Genomic DNA, 14,649 nt, shown 5'->3' with positions numbered 1-14,649 from the left:
AAAGGCGATCGGAGGCTCAGGCCGGCTGGTAATGCTGTGAGATGCGGCGTGCCACGGCCTGGGGGGTGTTGCGCAGCGCATCGACGGCGCAGGCGCCCAGGAACAGGCCATCGAACTTGAGTTCCACCTGCGCGAAATAGCGGCCCAGCGATTCGCCCGCGTCGCGCAGGCAATGCTCCAGCGCGACGAAGGTGCGGCTCGCCTCCTGCGTCGCGCCACCCTGGGCGCTGATGCGGTGGCAATAGGCATCCGGTCCGATGCGTTGGATGTCGATCAAGGGCTTCATTCGGCGAGGCGCGGGCAAGTGGTTCGTCAACGGATAGCTTTAACGCTTGAATCGTCGCGGCAAGGCGGCCGTGGGTAAATAGTCCATTTGGACCGGTTCGACTTCGCGCAGAATCCTCGCGTCATGCTGCCCGCCAGAATTCTTCTCATCGACGACCACGCGTTGTTCCGTTGCGGACTCCGCATGGTGCTCGCGTCCGGCATTCCCGACCTGGAGGTGGCCGAGGCGAGCTCGCTCGAAGAGGGGCTGCGCTCAACGATGGACGAACCCGCGCTGGTGCTGCTCGACATCCAGCTTCAAGGGCTCAACGGCCTCGAGGGCATCGCGCTCGTGAAGCGCAAGTGGCCGCAGGCCGCGGTGGTCATCCTGTCCTCCGATGCCGGCCCGCACAACGTGCGCATGGCGCTGGAGCGCGGCGCGGCAGCCTTCGTCTCGAAGGCCGGCACCGCCGACAGCATCCTGACGGTGATCGAACAACTGCGGCGCGGCGAGCCGGCCAGTGCCGCCACGCCGGCGCCGGCGGGCAGCGGGTCGCCCCAGCTGCTGACGCCACGCCAGTGCGAGGTGCTGGACCTGCTGTGCCAGGGCCTGCCGAACAAGGTCATCGGACGCCGCCTCGGGCTGTCGGAGAACACGGTGCGCGGACACGTGCAGGCGGTGCTTGCCGCCCTGCAGGTGTCGAGCCGTTCGGAGGCGGGCTTCGCGGCGCGCCGCAGGGGGCTGGTCGCCTGATGTCCAGATTCCTGCGCCTGGCCGATGGGCGCACGCTGGTCGAGCAGCTGAGGCTGCAGCTCGGCAATGTCGGCAGTTCGGTCGTCCCGACGATCCTGATCGCGCTGCTGCTGGTCTGGGTGCTTTCCAACGACAGCAATGCGCTGGCGCTGCGGCTCTGGGCCGGCGCGCTGATCCTGATCAAGCTGTACTGCGCCCGCGATGCCCGCCGCACGCTGGCCTCCGAGATCTCGTTCGAGCGTGCGCGCCACCTGGTTTGGCGGCAGATGGTGCTCAACTTCATCGACGCCGCCGCGTGGGGCGCGCTGGCGTGGGTGGCGCTGGGCACCACCTCGGTCACCGGCAGCATCCTCGTGATCGCGGTGCTGGCGGGCGTCGCCGGCAGTTCGATGTCCTCGCTGTCGCCGGTGCTGCCGGTGTTCGTCGTGTTCGGCACGGTCGAGATGGCCGTGGTGGCCGCCAAGCTGGTGCTGCTGGGCGACCCGGCCTACAACGCGCTGGGCGTGGGCGCCGTGCTCTACGTCGCCACGCTGCTCGGCCAGGCGCGCAACAGCGCCAGGGCGGCGCGCGCGGCGATCGACTTGCGCTTCGAGAACCTCGAGCTGATCGAACGGCTGCAGGTGGAGACCGGCCATGCGCAGGCGGCGCAGCTGAAGGCCGACCAGGCCAACCTGGCCAAGTCCAAGTTCCTCGCTGCCGCCAGCCACGACCTGCGCCAGCCGATCCACGCGCAGGGCCTGTTCCTCGAGGTGCTCGCCCGCAGCAAGCTGTCGGCTGCCCAGTACGACGCGCTGGCCAACGCCCGCGCCACCTGGCAGGCCTCGGCCGAGATGCTCGACACCCTGCTCGATTTCTCGCGCATCGAGGCGGGCGTGGTCGAGCCGCAGATGCAGGACTTCCAGCTGCAGCCGCTGCTCAACCGGATCGAGAACGAACTGGCGCCGCAGGCCGACGCCAAGGGCATCGTCTACCGCTCGCGCGAGACCCATGCGGCGGTGCGCTCGGACCCGGCGCTGGTGGCGCTGATCCTGCGCAACCTGGTGTCGAACGCGATCCGCTACACCGACAGCGGCGGGGTGCTGGTCGCCAGCCGCCGGCGCGGCAACGAGCTGCTGATCGAGGTCTGGGACACCGGCATCGGCATCGAGCCGACCCAGCATCGCGAGATCTTTCGCGAGTTCCATCAGCTCGGCAACGCCGAGCGCGACCGGCGCAAGGGCCTGGGGCTGGGCCTGGCCATCGCGCAAGGCCTGGCGCGCGCCTTGGGTCACACGCTGTCGCTGGTGTCCGAGCCGCAGCGCGGCAGCGTTTTCCGCCTGGCGCTCCCGCTCGCTCAGGTGGGCGTGGCGAGCGGCCGCCTGGAGGTGCCAGCGGGCCATGCCCGCGTCTTCGATGTCCGGGTGCTGGTGATCGATGACGACGAGGCGGTGCGCGCCGGCATGCGACAGCTGTTGCGCGCCTGGGGCTGCGAATGCGATGTCGCCGACTCGATCGAGGAGGCCCTGGCGCTGGCGCGCGCGAACCCGCCGGGGCTGGTCATCAGCGACTATCGCCTGCGCGAACTGCGCACCGGCGCCGAGGCGATCACCACGCTGCGGGCCGAGTTCGGCGAGCGCCTGCCCGCGCTCCTGATCACCGGCGACACCGCACCGCAACGGCTGCGCGAGGCCCGTGCCAGCGGCGTGCCGCTGCTGCACAAGCCGGTGTCGCCGGACCAGCTCTACCGCGGACTGACCTGCGTGCTGAACGACCTCGAGATCGATTCGGCGTTCGCGGTGCTGGAGGCGGTGCCGGTGGAGCGCAGGCGGCGGGCCTGAGCCCGTTCAGGCGAAGTGGTCGAAGGACGCGAAGCGCTGCGTCACGGCGGCGCCTTGCGCATCGACCAGGCGCAGCCCCGCCCCGGTCTCGATGACGCCGATGCGCGAGACCGGCGTCGCGCTCGCGCGGGCCGCCTGCTCGACCGCGGCGCGCGCCGAAGCGGGTGCGGTGAAGGCGAGCTCGTAGTCGTCGCCGCCCGCCAGCGTGCAGGCGTGCCGGGCGTCCCGGCCGAGGCCGGCCCCCGCGGCTTGCGGGTGGGCGTCCAGCGCCAGCAGGCCGGCCGCCGCGTCGGCGTCGATCCGCGCCCCGACGCCGCTCGCGCGCAGCACATGGCCGAGGTCGCCGACCAGCCCGTCGCTCACGTCGACCGCCGCCGAAGCGATGCCGCGCAGCGCCTGGCCCAGCGCGACCCGCGGCGTCGGCTGCTCCATGCGGCCGCGCGCCAGTTCGAACAGCTCGGCCGGCAGCGCCAGCGTGCCGCGGAACACCTCGAGCGCGAGCCGCGCATCGCCGAGCGTGCCGCTGACCCAGATGTCGTCGCCCGCCTGGGCGCCCGAGCGCAACAGCGCCGCACCGGCCGGCACCTCGCCGAACACCGTGATGCACAGGTTGAGCGGCCCACGCGTGGTGTCGCCGCCGACCAGCTCGCAGCCGTGCGCGTCGGCCAGCGCGAACAGGCCGCGCGAAAAGCCTTCGAGCCAGGCTTCGTCGACCGAGGGCAATGACAGCGCCAGCGTGAAGGCCAGCGGCTTCGCGCCGCAGGCTGCGAGGTCGCTGAGGTTGACCGCCAGCGCCTTGTGGCCAAGCCGCGCCGGCTCGACCGTCGAAAGAAAGTGCCGCCCTTCGACCAGCATGTCGCAGGACACGGCGAGCTGCATGCCCGGTGCCGGCGCGAGCAGCGCGCAGTCGTCGCCCACGCCCAGCGGCGAGCGTTGCGCGGGGCGCGTGAAGTAGCGCGCGATCAGGTCGAATTCGCTGGTCATTCGGAGTTCACACGGCCGAGCTTCTGAAGCGCAGCGCCGCCTGCCGCACCACCTCCGCCAGCAGCCGCTCCTTGCCTTGGCGCTCGCGCAGCCAGCGCGCGTCGTTGCGGTTGGCTTCCACGCTGGTGCGCAGCTCGCCGAGCGCCTGCGTGGCGTTGAGCGCCTCGCTGTGCCATTCGAGCTGGGTCATGGTCATCAGGATGTGGTCGCGCAGCGGCATGTGCTCGCCGCTGGCCGGGTCGACATACAGCGCGTCGAGCCCGAAGCGGCAGGCCTGGAAGCGGTTGTAGGTGTAGACCAGGTAGTCGTCCTCGGTCGGCGTGAAGGGCTGCTCCTGCAGGAACCAGGCCGCCAGCGACTGCACGTAGCCGGCCAGCGCGGCGGCGCGCTCGACGGTGAGCGGCGTGTCGAAGACCCGGATCTCGATGGTGCCGAATTCGGGCTTGGGCCGGATGTCCCAGTAGAAGTCCTTCATGCTGCGGACCACGCCGGTGCGGGTCATGCGCATGAAGTAGTTCTCGAACTCGCGCCAGCTGAGGGTGAAGGGCGCCCGGCCCGACAGCGGGAATGCGAACACCGAATTGAGCCGCGCCGAGTCGAACTGCGTGTCCTGCCCCTGCACGAAGGGCGACGACGCCGACAGCGCGATGAAGTGCGGGATGTAGCGCGACATGCGGTGCAGCATCAGCAGCGCCGAGTCGGCATCGGGGCAGCCGATGTGCACGTGCTGGCCGAAGATCGTGAACTGCTTCGACAGGTAGCCGTAGAGCTCCGACAGCTCGCGAAAGCGCGGCTTGTCGTAGATGCGCCGCTCGTGCCACTGCTGGAAGGCGTGGGTGCCGCCGCCGACCACCGCGATGTTGAGCTTGTCGGCGTTGCGTACCAGCGCGTCGCGGATCGGCGTCAGTTGGGCGATCACGTCGAGCGCCGAGTGGCAGACGTCGGTGGAGATCTCGATCATGCTCGAGGTCATCTCGGGGACCACGCTGCCCGGCAGCGGCGTCGGCGACTTCGCCATCAGCCGCAGCATGTCCTCGGCATAGGGGGCGAGGTCGTAGTCGTGGGTGTTGACGAGCTGCAGCTCGAGCTCGACGCCGAGCGACAGCGCCACCGACTTGTTGAAGGGCTCGAGCGGGACCACCCGGCTGGCGGGCGTGTTGGCGGGCGCCCCGGTCCGCGGATCGATCGTGCGAGGCTGCTTGTGGCGGTCCGGCGCTGCGCTCATCGTTGTGTGTCCTCCACCGTGCCGAAGACCTCCGGCGTCCAGGGTTTGGAACTTTCGCCGGCGCCGTGGATGGCGATGGTGGCGAGCACTGCGCCGAGCACCTCCATCAGCAGGATCGTCGGCAGGGCGATCTGCGTGATCATCGCGCCCAGCAGCGGCGAGGCGGTGACGAAGGCGGAGGTGATCAGCAGCGCGATCGACGACAGCGGCGACATCGCGCAGCCGACCCAGAAGGCCTGCTTCCAGCTGGCGCCGCTGCCCGGGTTGGCGATTGCCACCCCGGCGATCTTGGCGAAGGCGCGCACGCCGATCACGCTCAGCACCACGCTGGCCACCGGCAGGCTCCAGTCGGCCTGGGCGGCGACGATCGAGACCAGCACGAACATCAGCATCGTGAGCAGCGAGGCCGCGGTGCCGAGCTGGCGCGGCCAGGCCCAGGGCTTGGGGTTCAGCGCCTTCAGCAGCACGCCGCCGATCAGGGCCGCGAGCGGCGCCGAGCCGCCGAAATGCGCGGCCAGCGCGGCGCCGGCGGCGATGATGGCCAGGAGCAGGATCGAGGTGTTCTCGCTGGCCGGGCTCATGACGCGCAGCGCCGAGCGCAGCGACAGCGCCATCAGCGCGCCGACCACGAACGAGAGCCCCAGCACCACGCCCACCGGATTGAGCTTCTGCAGCAGCCCGGTGGGCGCGTGTTCGATCAGGCCGGCCTGGGCATAGCCGAGCGCGAGGGCGTAGAAGGTGTTGAGCGTCGCCAGCGTCATGGCGCGCTCGGTCACCGGGCCCGAGGCCCGGGTGTCCATCACCACCCGGCTCAGCACCGCCGGCGAGGCGACGATCGCCATCAGCGCGATCGGGTTCGCCACCGGGTCCGGGATGCCGAGCCAGTGCAGCGCCCAGAACACGCCGAAGTAGGTCAGCGTGGCCTCGAGCAGGCTCTGCACCAGCACCATCGGGTTGTGGCGGAACCAGCGCAGCGGCAACCGGCCGCCGGCCTCGAACAGCACGATCGCCACGCCGAGCTCGAGCAGGAACAGGCTGATGCCCTGCAGCGGCCAGATCGCGCCTTCGAAGCCGGCGAAGCCGACCACGGTGCCGACGATGGAATAGCCGACCACCTTGGGCAGGCCCATGTAGCGCTGCACCAGGTGGCCGGCGGCGGCGGCGGTCGCCAGCAGCAGCGACCACAGCACGGTCGGCAGGCCGGCCGAGGGCCGCACCCACTCCGACCAGAAGCCCAGCAGATCGTTGGGAAGGAATGACGTCATCGATTCAGCTTGTGGGGGCAGCGCCCCCGCGGAACATCCAGAGCGCGCACGGCGTTCATGGTTCGAAAAAGATCAGCGTGCTCAGTGCAGCACGCGCGAGGAGGGCATGTCTCCCGCGTCGGCTTCCAGCACCAGCGTGGGGATCGGCACGTCGAAGCGCTCACCGCGCTCGGTCACGAAGAAAAAGCTGCCGTGCATGGTACCGCTGGGCGCCTGCAGCCGGCAGCCGCTGGTGTAGCGAAAGGATTCCCCTGGTGCCAGCAGGGGCTGCTGGCCGATGACGCCGAGGCCGTCGACCTCCTGCGTGTGGCCGGAGGCGTCGGCGAAGACCCAGTGGCGCGCGATCAATTGCGTCGGCACCTTGCCGTGGTTGGTCACCGTGACGGCGTAGGCGAAGGTATGGACGCGGTCCTCGGGCGAGGACTGGTCTGGCAGGTAGCGAGGCTCGACCTGCACGCTGATCGGAAGGCTGGACATCGCGACGATGGTACATCGCCCCCACGCGCCGTCGGCGCTGCTGCGACAATCCGAGCCCATGAGCAGCCCCTTCCGAATCGCCCCTTCCATCCTCTCGGCCGACTTCGCACGCCTCGGCGACGAAGTGCGCGACGTGATCGCCGCCGGTGCCGACTGGATCCATTTCGACGTGATGGACAACCACTACGTGCCGAACCTGACCTTCGGCCCGATGGTGTGCCAGGCCCTCAAGCCGCATGCCAGGACGCCCGACGGCCGCCCGGTGCCGATCGACGTCCACCTGATGGTCGAGCCGGTCGATGCGCTGGCCGCGGCCTTCGCGCAGGCCGGCGCCGACTACATCAGCTTCCATCCCGATGCCTCGCCGCACATGCACCGCAGCATCCAGGCCATCAAGGCGGCCGGCTGCAAGGCCGGGCTGGTGTTCAACCCGGCCCTGGGCCTGGAGGCGCTGGACTGGGTGATCGACGACATCGACCTGATCCTGATCATGAGCGTGAACCCGGGCTTCGGCGGCCAGAGCTTCATCGATTCGGCGCTGCGCAAGATCGAACTCGCGCGCAAGCGCATCGACGAGACCGGCCGCGACATCCGCCTCGAGGTCGACGGCGGCATCAAGGTCGACAACATCGCGCGGGTCGCGAGCGCCGGCGCCGACACCTTCGTGGCCGGCAGCGCGATCTTCAACGCCAAGGACTACGCGAGCGTGGTGACGGCGATGCGCGAGCAACTGGCCACCACCGTGAAGGCCTGAGCGGGTCGCTGCAGGCCCGGCAGGTCCGGCCCTGCCCTGGCTGTAGGATGGCCGGCGAAATGACAGCGTCTCCCGACTTCCTCCGCATCCACGGCTACGCGAGCCTGCAGCCCGGGCCGCGGCTGATGGTGCTGGGCGGCGTGCACGGCAACGAGACCTGCGGCACCGCCGGCATCGAGCGCATCGCGGCCGAGCTGGACGCCGGTTCGCTCGCGCTGCTGCGCGGCCAGCTCACCATGGTGCCGGTCGCCAATCCGCTGGCGCGGCGGCGGCTGCGCCGCGAAGGCGAGCGCAACCTCAACCGCCTGTTCCGGCCGACCGCGCCGGGCGCCGAGCCGGCCGACTACGAGGCCCGCATCACCGACCTGCTGTGCCCGCTGCTCGATCGCCACGAGGTGCTGCTCGACCTGCATTCCTTCCAGAGCGAGGGCGAGGCCTTCGCGATGATCGGGCCGCGCGACAACCAGGGCCCGCTCGAGCCGTTCTCGCGCGCCTTCGAGGAAGGGCAGCTCGCGCTGCACCTGGGCACGCCGCGCGTGGTCGAGGGCTGGCTCGACATCTATGCCGCCGGGCTCGCCCAGCGCGCCGGCGGGCGGCCGGCCGACGACGCGGCGCTGGCCTTCGGCTGGGGCACCAACGAATACATGCGCAGCCGCGGCGGCTACGGCGTCACGCTCGAATGCGGACAGCACGAGGACCCCGCCGCGCCCGAGGTGGCGCATGCGGCGATCCTCTCCACGCTGCGGCTGCTGGGCATGATCGCCCCCGACCCGCAGCGGCCGCCGCCTTCGCGGCCGTCGCTCCTGCGTCTCGTCAGCGTGACCGACCGGCTGCATGCGGACGACCGCTTCGTTCGCGAGTGGGCCACCTTCGATCCGGTGGCGCGCGGCGAACCCATCGGCGTGCGCGCGGACGGCAGCCTGCTGGGCGCCGAGCGCGACGGCTTCCTCGTGTTCCCGAACGCCGAGGCGCTGCCGGGCACCGAATGGTTCTATTTCGCGGTGGAGAGCGAGCGCGACCTGACGCGCAAGCCCTGATCAGCTTCGCTTGGTGGCGATCAGCGGACGCACGTCAGGCGCGTCGAGCCGCGGCCGGTCGGCCTCGACTTCGGCCAGCGCCGTGACTTCCTGCATGCTCGCCAGGCTGCGCAGCGTGAGCGCCTGGTAGGTGCGCGTGCCCTCGAGCTTCCAGGCCACTTCCTGGTCGCTGAGCTCGCGCAGCACCTTGGCGGGCATGCCGGCGGCGAGCGAGCGCGGCGGGATCTTCCTTCCGGCCGGCACGAAGGCGCAGGCCGCGACGATGGCCGCCTCGCCGATCTCGGCCTCGTCCATCACCACCGCGTTCATCCCCACCAGCGCATCGCGCCGCACCACGCAGCTGTGCAGCACGGCGCCGTGGCCGATGTGGCCGTTCTCCCCGACCACCGTGTCCTGGGCCGGGAAACCGTGCAGCACGCAGGTGTCCTGCACGTTCGAGCCGCGTTCGAGCACGATGCGGCCGAAGTCGCCGCGCAGCACGGCACACGGCCCGACATAGCAGTCCGGCCCGACGATCACGTCGCCGATCAGCACCGCGGTCGGGTGCACGTAGGCGCTCGGGTCGACGACCGGCACCACCCCTTCAATGGAATAACAAGGCAAGGCGATCTCCGTGGGTTTGGATGGAAACGTGGACTAAGGGTTATCCCTTGACGGTTTTGACTTGCATCAAGCGTCGGGCAATCCTATGATTAACCGACCGGTCAGTCAACGTTGCTTTGACGCCGGTCAAGACCCCACGCCAAGACTCAAGACTGGAGACACAGCTTGTCCGATTCACTCGTGCTTGCCGCGCAGCAGGGCCCGGTCCTGACGCTGACGCTGAACCGGCCCGCCGCCCTCAACAGCTTCACCGAAGCCATGCACCAGGCGCTGCGCGAGGCGCTCGACGCCGCCGCGGCGAACGCCGAGGTGCGCTGTGTGGTGCTCACGGGCGCCGGCCGCGGCTTCTGTGCCGGGCAGGACCTGGCCGATCCGATGGTCGCGCCCTCGGCGCCCGGCGAGCCGCCCAAGGACCTGGGCCGCACGATCGAACTGCTCTACAAGCCACTGGTGCAGCGGCTGCGCTCGATGCCGGTGCCGGTGATCGCCGCGGTCAACGGCGTGGCGGCCGGCGCGGGCGCCAACCTGGCGCTGAATTGCGACTTCGTGCTGGCCGGGCAATCGGCCAGCTTCATCCAGGCCTTCGCCAAGATCGGCCTCGTGCCCGACACCGGCGGCACCTGGCTGCTGCCGCGCATCGTGGGCCGCGCGCGCGCGCTGGGCCTGGCGATGCTGGGCGACAAGCTGCCCGCGGCCGAGGCCGAACGCATCGGCCTGATCTGGAAGTGCGTCGAGGACGCGGCGCTGGCCGACGAGACCTCGAAGCTCGCGCAGCGCCTGGCTGCGATGCCCGTGAAGGCGCTGGCCGCGACGCGTGCCGCGATCGACGGCGCGCAGCATCTCACGCTCGATCAAGCCCTCGACGCCGAAGCCCGGGTGCAGGCGCAGCTCGGCAGCGCGCACGACTACCTCGAAGGCGTCGCTGCCTTCGGCGCCAAGCGCGCTCCCCTCTTCACCGATCGCTGAACAGAAACCACATGTCGAACATTGCCACCGAACCGACGCCCCAGGAAACCGCCGAGCTCGTGCGCGAGCGCATGTACGCCAACGACCGCGCGGTCCAGGGCCTGGGCATGGACGTGACCGAGGTCGCCCCGGGCCAGGCCACGGTCACGATGACCGTGCGCGGCCACATGCTCAACGGCCATGCCACCTGCCATGGCGGCTTCCTCGCGGCGCTGGCCGACACCGCCTTCGCCTACGCCTGCAATTCCTACAACGAGCTCACCGTGGCCTCGGGCTTCTCGATCGACCTGGTGGCGCCGGCGCGCGAAGGCGACCTGCTCACGGCGCGCAGCGTCGAGATGTCGAAGGCCGGCCGGACCGGCGTCTACGACAGCGAGATCACCAACCAGCGCGGCGAGCGCATCGCGATGTTCCGCGGCCGCTCCTACACCATCAAGGGCAAGCCGGCGGTCGCTGACTGAGTCCTCCACTGACTGAACTGCCCGAGGAGACACGAATGCCCGTCAAGCAACCCGCACCCGGCGACCTGGACGCCATCGAGACCGCCAGCCGCGACCAGATCGAGGCCCTGCAGCTGCAGCGCCTGCGCTGGACCCTGCAGCACGCCTACGACCACGTGCCGCACTACCGCCAGGCCTTCGACGCCAAGGGCGTGCACCCGACCGACCTCAAGCAACTGAGCGACCTGGCGAAGTTCCCGTTCACGGCCAAGAAGGACCTGCGCGACAACTACCCCTTCGGCATGTTCGCGGTGCCGCGCCAGCAGGTGGCGCGCATCCATGCGTCCTCCGGCACCACCGGCAAGCCGACGGTGGTGGGCTACACCCGGCAGGACATCGACCACTGGGCCGACCTGGTGGCGCGCTCGATCCGCGCCGCCGGCGGCCGGCGCGGCGACATCGTGCACGTGGCCTATGGCTACGGCCTGTTCACCGGCGGCCTCGGCGCCCACTATGGCGCCGAGCGCGCCGGTTGCACCGTGATCCCGATGTCGGGCGGCCAGACCGAGAAGCAGGTGCAGCTGATTCGCGACTTCAAGCCCGACATCATCATGGTCACGCCGAGCTACATGCAGGTGATCATCGAGGAGTTCGTGCGCCAGGGCATGGATCCGCGCGAGAGCTCGCTCACGGTCGGCATCTTCGGCGCCGAGCCCTGGACCGAAGCGATGCGGCACGAGATCGAGGGCAAGGCCGGCATCGACGCGGTCGACATCTACGGCCTGTCCGAAGTGATGGGCCCGGGCGTGGCCAGCGAATGCATCGAGACCAAGGACGGCCCGGTGATCTGGGAAGACCATTTCTATCCCGAGATCGTCGACCCCGAGACCGGCGAAGTGCTGCCCGACGGTTCGGAGGGCGAGCTGGTCTTCACCTCGCTCACCAAGGAAGCGCTGCCGATCATCCGCTATCGCACGAGGGACCTCACGCGCCTCCTGCCGCCGACCGCGCGCTCGTTCCGCCGCATGGGCAAGATCGTCGGCCGCTCCGACGACATGCTGATCATCCGCGGCGTCAACGTGTTCCCGACGCAGATCGAGGAGATCGTGCTGCAGCACGCCAAGCTCTCGGGCCAGTACCTCATCAGCGTCAGCCGCGACGGCCTGCTCGACACCGTGCAGGTGACGTGCGAGCTGCAGCCGCTGGCGATGTCGACCACCGATGCCGCCGAGCGCCGCGAGATCACGGCCTGGCTGCAGCAGCGCATCAAGACCCTGGTCGGCATCTCCACCCAGGTGGAAGTGCTGGCCCCCGATTCGATCGAACGCACGCTCACCGGCAAGGCGAAGCGCGTGGTCGATTCCCGACCCAGATAAGCCCCCGCGGCTGAAAGGACAGACCCCATGTACACGCAAGCGATGGACACGGCCGGCAAGGAAGACGACGGCCGCAAGGCGGTGCGCTCGGCCGACGAGATGCAGCTCGAGCAGCGCTTCGACGCCCGCATCGACGAAGGCGGCTTCATCGAGGCCAAGGACTGGATGCCCGAGCACTACCGCAAGACCCTGGTGCGCCAGATCAGCCAGCACGCGCATTCCGAGATCGTCGGCATGCTGCCCGAGGGCAACTGGATCACGCGCGCGCCCACGCTCAAGCGCAAGGCGATCCTGCTGGCCAAGGTGCAGGACGAGGCCGGCCACGGGCTTTACCTGTACTCGGCCGCCGAGACGCTCGGGACCTCGCGCGACCAGATGGTCGACGCGCTGCACTCGGGCCGCGCCAAGTACAGCTCGATCTTCAACTACCCCACGCTGACCTGGGCCGACATGGGCACCATCGGCTGGCTGGTCGACGGCGCCGCGATCATGAACCAGGTGCCGATCTGCCGCTGCTCGTACGCGCCCTATGCGCGCGCCATGATCCGCATCTGCCGCGAGGAGAGCTTCCACCAGCGCCAGGGCTTCGAGGCGCTGCTGACGATGATGCAGCAGGGCACTGAGGCACAGAAGGCGATGGTGCAGGACGCGGTCAATCGCTGGTGGTGGCCCTCGATCATGATGTTCGGCCCGCCCGACGACCAGTCGCCGAACTCGGCGCAGTCGATGCGCTGGGGCATCAAGCGCTTCACCAACGACGACCTGCGCGCCAAGTTCATCGACGCCGCGATCGAGCAGGCCAAGGTGCTCGGCGTGACGCTGCCCGACCCCGACCTGAAGTGGAACGAGGAGCGCCAGCACCACGACCACGGACCGATCGACTGGAGCGAGTTCTGGCGCGTCATCGCCGGCGACGGCCCTTGCAACCGCGAGCGCCTGGGCGCCCGCGTCAAGGCCTGGGAAGACGGCGCCTGGGTGCGCGACGCCGCGCTGGCCCATGCCGCCAAGCGCGCCGAGCCGACGCCGATCGCCGCCTGAGGCGCATCGCCCACCGAATCGAATCAAGGAACGACCCCATGACGAATCCCGCACCCGCCACCGCCGCCGAATGGCCCCTCTGGGAGGTCTTCGTGCGCAGCCGCTCGGGCCTCGACCACAAGCACTGCGGCAGCCTGCACGCGGCCGACCCCAAGATGGCGATCCAGATGGCGCGCGACGTCTACACCCGGCGCCAGGAAGGCACCAGCGTCTGGGTGGTACGCTCCGACCAGATCGTCGCCAGCGACCCGGCCGACAAGGACATGTACTTCGACCCGATGGAAGACAAGGTCTACCGCCACCCGACCTTCTACAAGCTGCCCGGTTCCGTGGACCACATGTGAACGCCTGACCATGCAAGCCTCCATCGCCATCGAATCCACGCCCGCCGTGCAGTACCTGCTGCGCCTCGGCGACACCTGCCTGATCCTCGGCCAGCGGATCTCCGAGTGGTCCGGCCACGCGCCGATCCTCGAGGAAGACATCGCCATGTCGAACATGGCGCTCGACCTGATCGGCCAGGCCCGCGCCGTGCTGACGCACGCGGGCCGCATCGAGGGACAGGGCCACGATGAGGACCAGCTGGCCTTCCTGCGCGACGAGAAGGACTACCGCAACCTCACGCTGGTCGAGCTGCCGCGCGGCGACTTCGCCTTCACGGTGCTGCGCAACGCGATGGTCGCGACGCTGATGAAGCTGCTCTGGGAGCGGCTGCGCGACTCCGCCGATGCCGAACTCGCGGGCATCGCCGGCAAGGCGGTCAAGGAGGCGCGCTACCACCAGCAGCATGCGGCCGACTGGGTGGTGCGCCTGGGCGACGGCACCGAGGAGTCGCGCCGGCGCATCGAGCGCGCGCTCGGCGACCTCTGGCTCTACGTGCCCGAGATGTTCGAGTCGGACGCGGTCGACGAAGCCGCGGCCGCCGAAGGGCTGGGGCCGCGCTGGTCGGAACTGCAGGCGCCCTGGCTGGCCGAGATGCGCACGATCCTCGGCGAAGCGGCATTGGCCGAACCCAAGGAGGCCGCCTTCCGCAGCACCGGCAAGCGCGGCGTGCACAGCGAGCACATGGGCTACATCCTGGCCGAGATGCAGCACCTGCAGCGCAGCTTCCCGGGAGGCGTCTGGTGACTGCGCCCGTCGCCGCCGACACCCGCTGCGCGCAGGCGTGGGACGTGCTGGACACCGTGCTCGACCCCGAGGTGCCGGCGCTGTCGGTGCGGGACCTGGGCATCGTGCGCGACGTGATCGAGCACGACGCTGCGCTCGAGGTCGTGCTGACGCCGACCTACTCCGGTTGCCCGGCGACCGAGGTGATCGAGCACGACGTGCTGGCGGCGATCGACAAGGCCGGCCTCGGCCCGGCCTACGTCACGCTGCAGCGTGCGCCGGCCTGGACCACCGACTGGATCAGCGCCGAGGGCAGGCGCAAGCTGACCGACTACGGCATCGCGCCGCCCGGACCGGCGTCGCCCGACGGCACGGTGCCGATCCGCTTCTTCGGCCGCAGGGTCGATGCGATCGCCTGCCCGCGCTGCGGCAGCAGCAACACGGAGCGGCTGTCGGCCTTCGGCTCGACCGCCTGCAAGGCGATGTACCGCTGTGTCAGTTGCCGAGAACCTTTCGAGCACTTCAAGCCGATCTGAAAAAGA

17 protein-coding genes are annotated in these 14,649 nt (G+C 69.9%); 11 read left to right on the top strand and 6 right to left on the bottom strand.

The features are described from left to right. Positions 1-16: 16 nt before the first annotated feature. Positions 17-277: a hypothetical protein gene (locus AB4Z46_RS25020; RefSeq protein ID WP_442286248.1), complete on the bottom strand. Its 261-nt coding sequence runs from the start codon at positions 275-277 to the stop codon at positions 17-19. 132 nt (positions 278-409) lie between these two features. On the opposite strand from AB4Z46_RS25020, the gene AB4Z46_RS25015 reads away from it, so the two are divergent. Then, the gene (locus AB4Z46_RS25015; protein WP_442286247.1) at positions 410-1,018 is read left to right on the top strand and encodes a response regulator; all 609 of its coding nucleotides are present in this window, start codon (positions 410-412) and stop codon (positions 1,016-1,018) included. Further along, on the top strand, positions 1,018-2,835 hold the full coding sequence (locus AB4Z46_RS25010; RefSeq protein ID WP_442286246.1) for an ATP-binding response regulator: 1,818 nt from the start codon (positions 1,018-1,020) through the stop codon (positions 2,833-2,835). Before AB4Z46_RS25015 ends, AB4Z46_RS25010 begins: the two co-directional genes overlap by 1 nt. Positions 2,836-2,841: 6 nt before the next feature. Here the strand turns inward: AB4Z46_RS25010 and thiL are convergent, their stop codons facing one another. From thiL to apaG, 4 genes are all read right to left on the bottom strand, one after another. Further along, the gene (gene thiL, locus AB4Z46_RS25005) at positions 2,842-3,819 is read right to left on the bottom strand and encodes a thiamine-phosphate kinase (protein ID WP_442286245.1); all 978 of its coding nucleotides are present in this window, start codon (positions 3,817-3,819) and stop codon (positions 2,842-2,844) included. Positions 3,820-3,826: 7 nt separating this feature from the next. Next, positions 3,827-5,044 carry a YbdK family carboxylate-amine ligase gene (locus AB4Z46_RS25000; RefSeq protein ID WP_442286244.1) on the bottom strand — a complete coding sequence of 406 codons (1,218 nt, stop codon included), beginning with the start codon at positions 5,042-5,044 and terminating at the stop codon, positions 3,827-3,829. After that, positions 5,041-6,309, bottom strand: coding sequence for a cation:proton antiporter (locus tag AB4Z46_RS24995; RefSeq protein ID WP_442286243.1), 1,269 nt, complete (start codon positions 6,307-6,309; stop codon positions 5,041-5,043). The genes AB4Z46_RS25000 and AB4Z46_RS24995 overlap by 4 nt, the downstream gene beginning before the upstream one ends. A gap of 81 nt (positions 6,310-6,390) precedes the next feature. Then, the gene (gene apaG, locus AB4Z46_RS24990) at positions 6,391-6,786 is read right to left on the bottom strand and encodes a Co2+/Mg2+ efflux protein ApaG (protein WP_442286242.1); all 396 of its coding nucleotides are present in this window, start codon (positions 6,784-6,786) and stop codon (positions 6,391-6,393) included. A gap of 58 nt (positions 6,787-6,844) precedes the next feature. Here apaG and rpe point away from each other — a divergent pair, with 58 nt between their 5' ends. Then, complete coding sequence (gene rpe, locus AB4Z46_RS24985) at positions 6,845-7,540, top strand: ribulose-phosphate 3-epimerase (protein ID WP_442286241.1); 696 nt, start codon at positions 6,845-6,847, stop codon at positions 7,538-7,540. 59 nt (positions 7,541-7,599) lie between these two features. Next, positions 7,600-8,577 carry a succinylglutamate desuccinylase gene (locus AB4Z46_RS24980; protein WP_442286240.1) on the top strand — a complete coding sequence of 326 codons (978 nt, stop codon included), beginning with the start codon at positions 7,600-7,602 and terminating at the stop codon, positions 8,575-8,577. Here the strand turns inward: AB4Z46_RS24980 and AB4Z46_RS24975 are convergent, their stop codons facing one another. Continuing rightward, positions 8,578-9,180: a phenylacetic acid degradation protein PaaY gene (locus AB4Z46_RS24975; RefSeq protein ID WP_442286239.1), complete on the bottom strand. Its 603-nt coding sequence runs from the start codon at positions 9,178-9,180 to the stop codon at positions 8,578-8,580. Between the two features lie 165 nt (positions 9,181-9,345). Here AB4Z46_RS24975 and AB4Z46_RS24970 point away from each other — a divergent pair, with 165 nt between their 5' ends. The 7 genes from AB4Z46_RS24970 to paaD are packed head-to-tail and all read left to right on the top strand — an operon-like array spanning position 9,346 to position 14,643. Continuing rightward, positions 9,346-10,146 (top strand): enoyl-CoA hydratase-related protein, encoded by an 801-nt coding sequence (locus tag AB4Z46_RS24970; protein WP_442286238.1) that lies wholly within the window; start codon positions 9,346-9,348, stop codon positions 10,144-10,146. A gap of 11 nt (positions 10,147-10,157) precedes the next feature. Continuing rightward, positions 10,158-10,607, top strand: a complete 450-nt coding sequence (gene paaI / locus AB4Z46_RS24965; protein ID WP_442286237.1) for a hydroxyphenylacetyl-CoA thioesterase PaaI — start codon at positions 10,158-10,160, stop codon at positions 10,605-10,607. A gap of 35 nt (positions 10,608-10,642) precedes the next feature. Next, positions 10,643-11,962, top strand: coding sequence for a phenylacetate--CoA ligase PaaK (gene paaK / locus AB4Z46_RS24960; protein WP_442286236.1), 1,320 nt, complete (start codon positions 10,643-10,645; stop codon positions 11,960-11,962). A gap of 27 nt (positions 11,963-11,989) precedes the next feature. After that, positions 11,990-13,000 (top strand): 1,2-phenylacetyl-CoA epoxidase subunit PaaA, encoded by a 1,011-nt coding sequence (paaA, locus tag AB4Z46_RS24955; RefSeq protein ID WP_442286235.1) that lies wholly within the window; start codon positions 11,990-11,992, stop codon positions 12,998-13,000. A 38-nt stretch (positions 13,001-13,038) separates the two neighbouring features. After that, entirely contained in the window at positions 13,039-13,344 is a 306-nt protein-coding gene (gene paaB, locus AB4Z46_RS24950; RefSeq protein WP_442286234.1) for a 1,2-phenylacetyl-CoA epoxidase subunit PaaB, read from the top strand. 10 nt (positions 13,345-13,354) lie between these two features. Further along, on the top strand, positions 13,355-14,128 hold the full coding sequence (gene paaC / locus AB4Z46_RS24945) for a 1,2-phenylacetyl-CoA epoxidase subunit PaaC (RefSeq protein WP_442286233.1): 774 nt from the start codon (positions 13,355-13,357) through the stop codon (positions 14,126-14,128). After that, positions 14,122-14,643, top strand: coding sequence for a 1,2-phenylacetyl-CoA epoxidase subunit PaaD (paaD, locus tag AB4Z46_RS24940; protein ID WP_442286296.1), 522 nt, complete (start codon positions 14,122-14,124; stop codon positions 14,641-14,643). The genes paaC and paaD overlap by 7 nt, the downstream gene beginning before the upstream one ends. Positions 14,644-14,649: the final 6 nt, after the last annotated feature.

The organism is Variovorax sp. M-6, from assembly GCF_052114385.1.
Classification (GTDB): Bacteria; Pseudomonadota; Gammaproteobacteria; order Burkholderiales; family Burkholderiaceae_C; genus Variovorax.
Note: the sequence above shows the minus strand (reverse complement) of the source record. Positions and strands in the feature narration are given on the sequence as shown.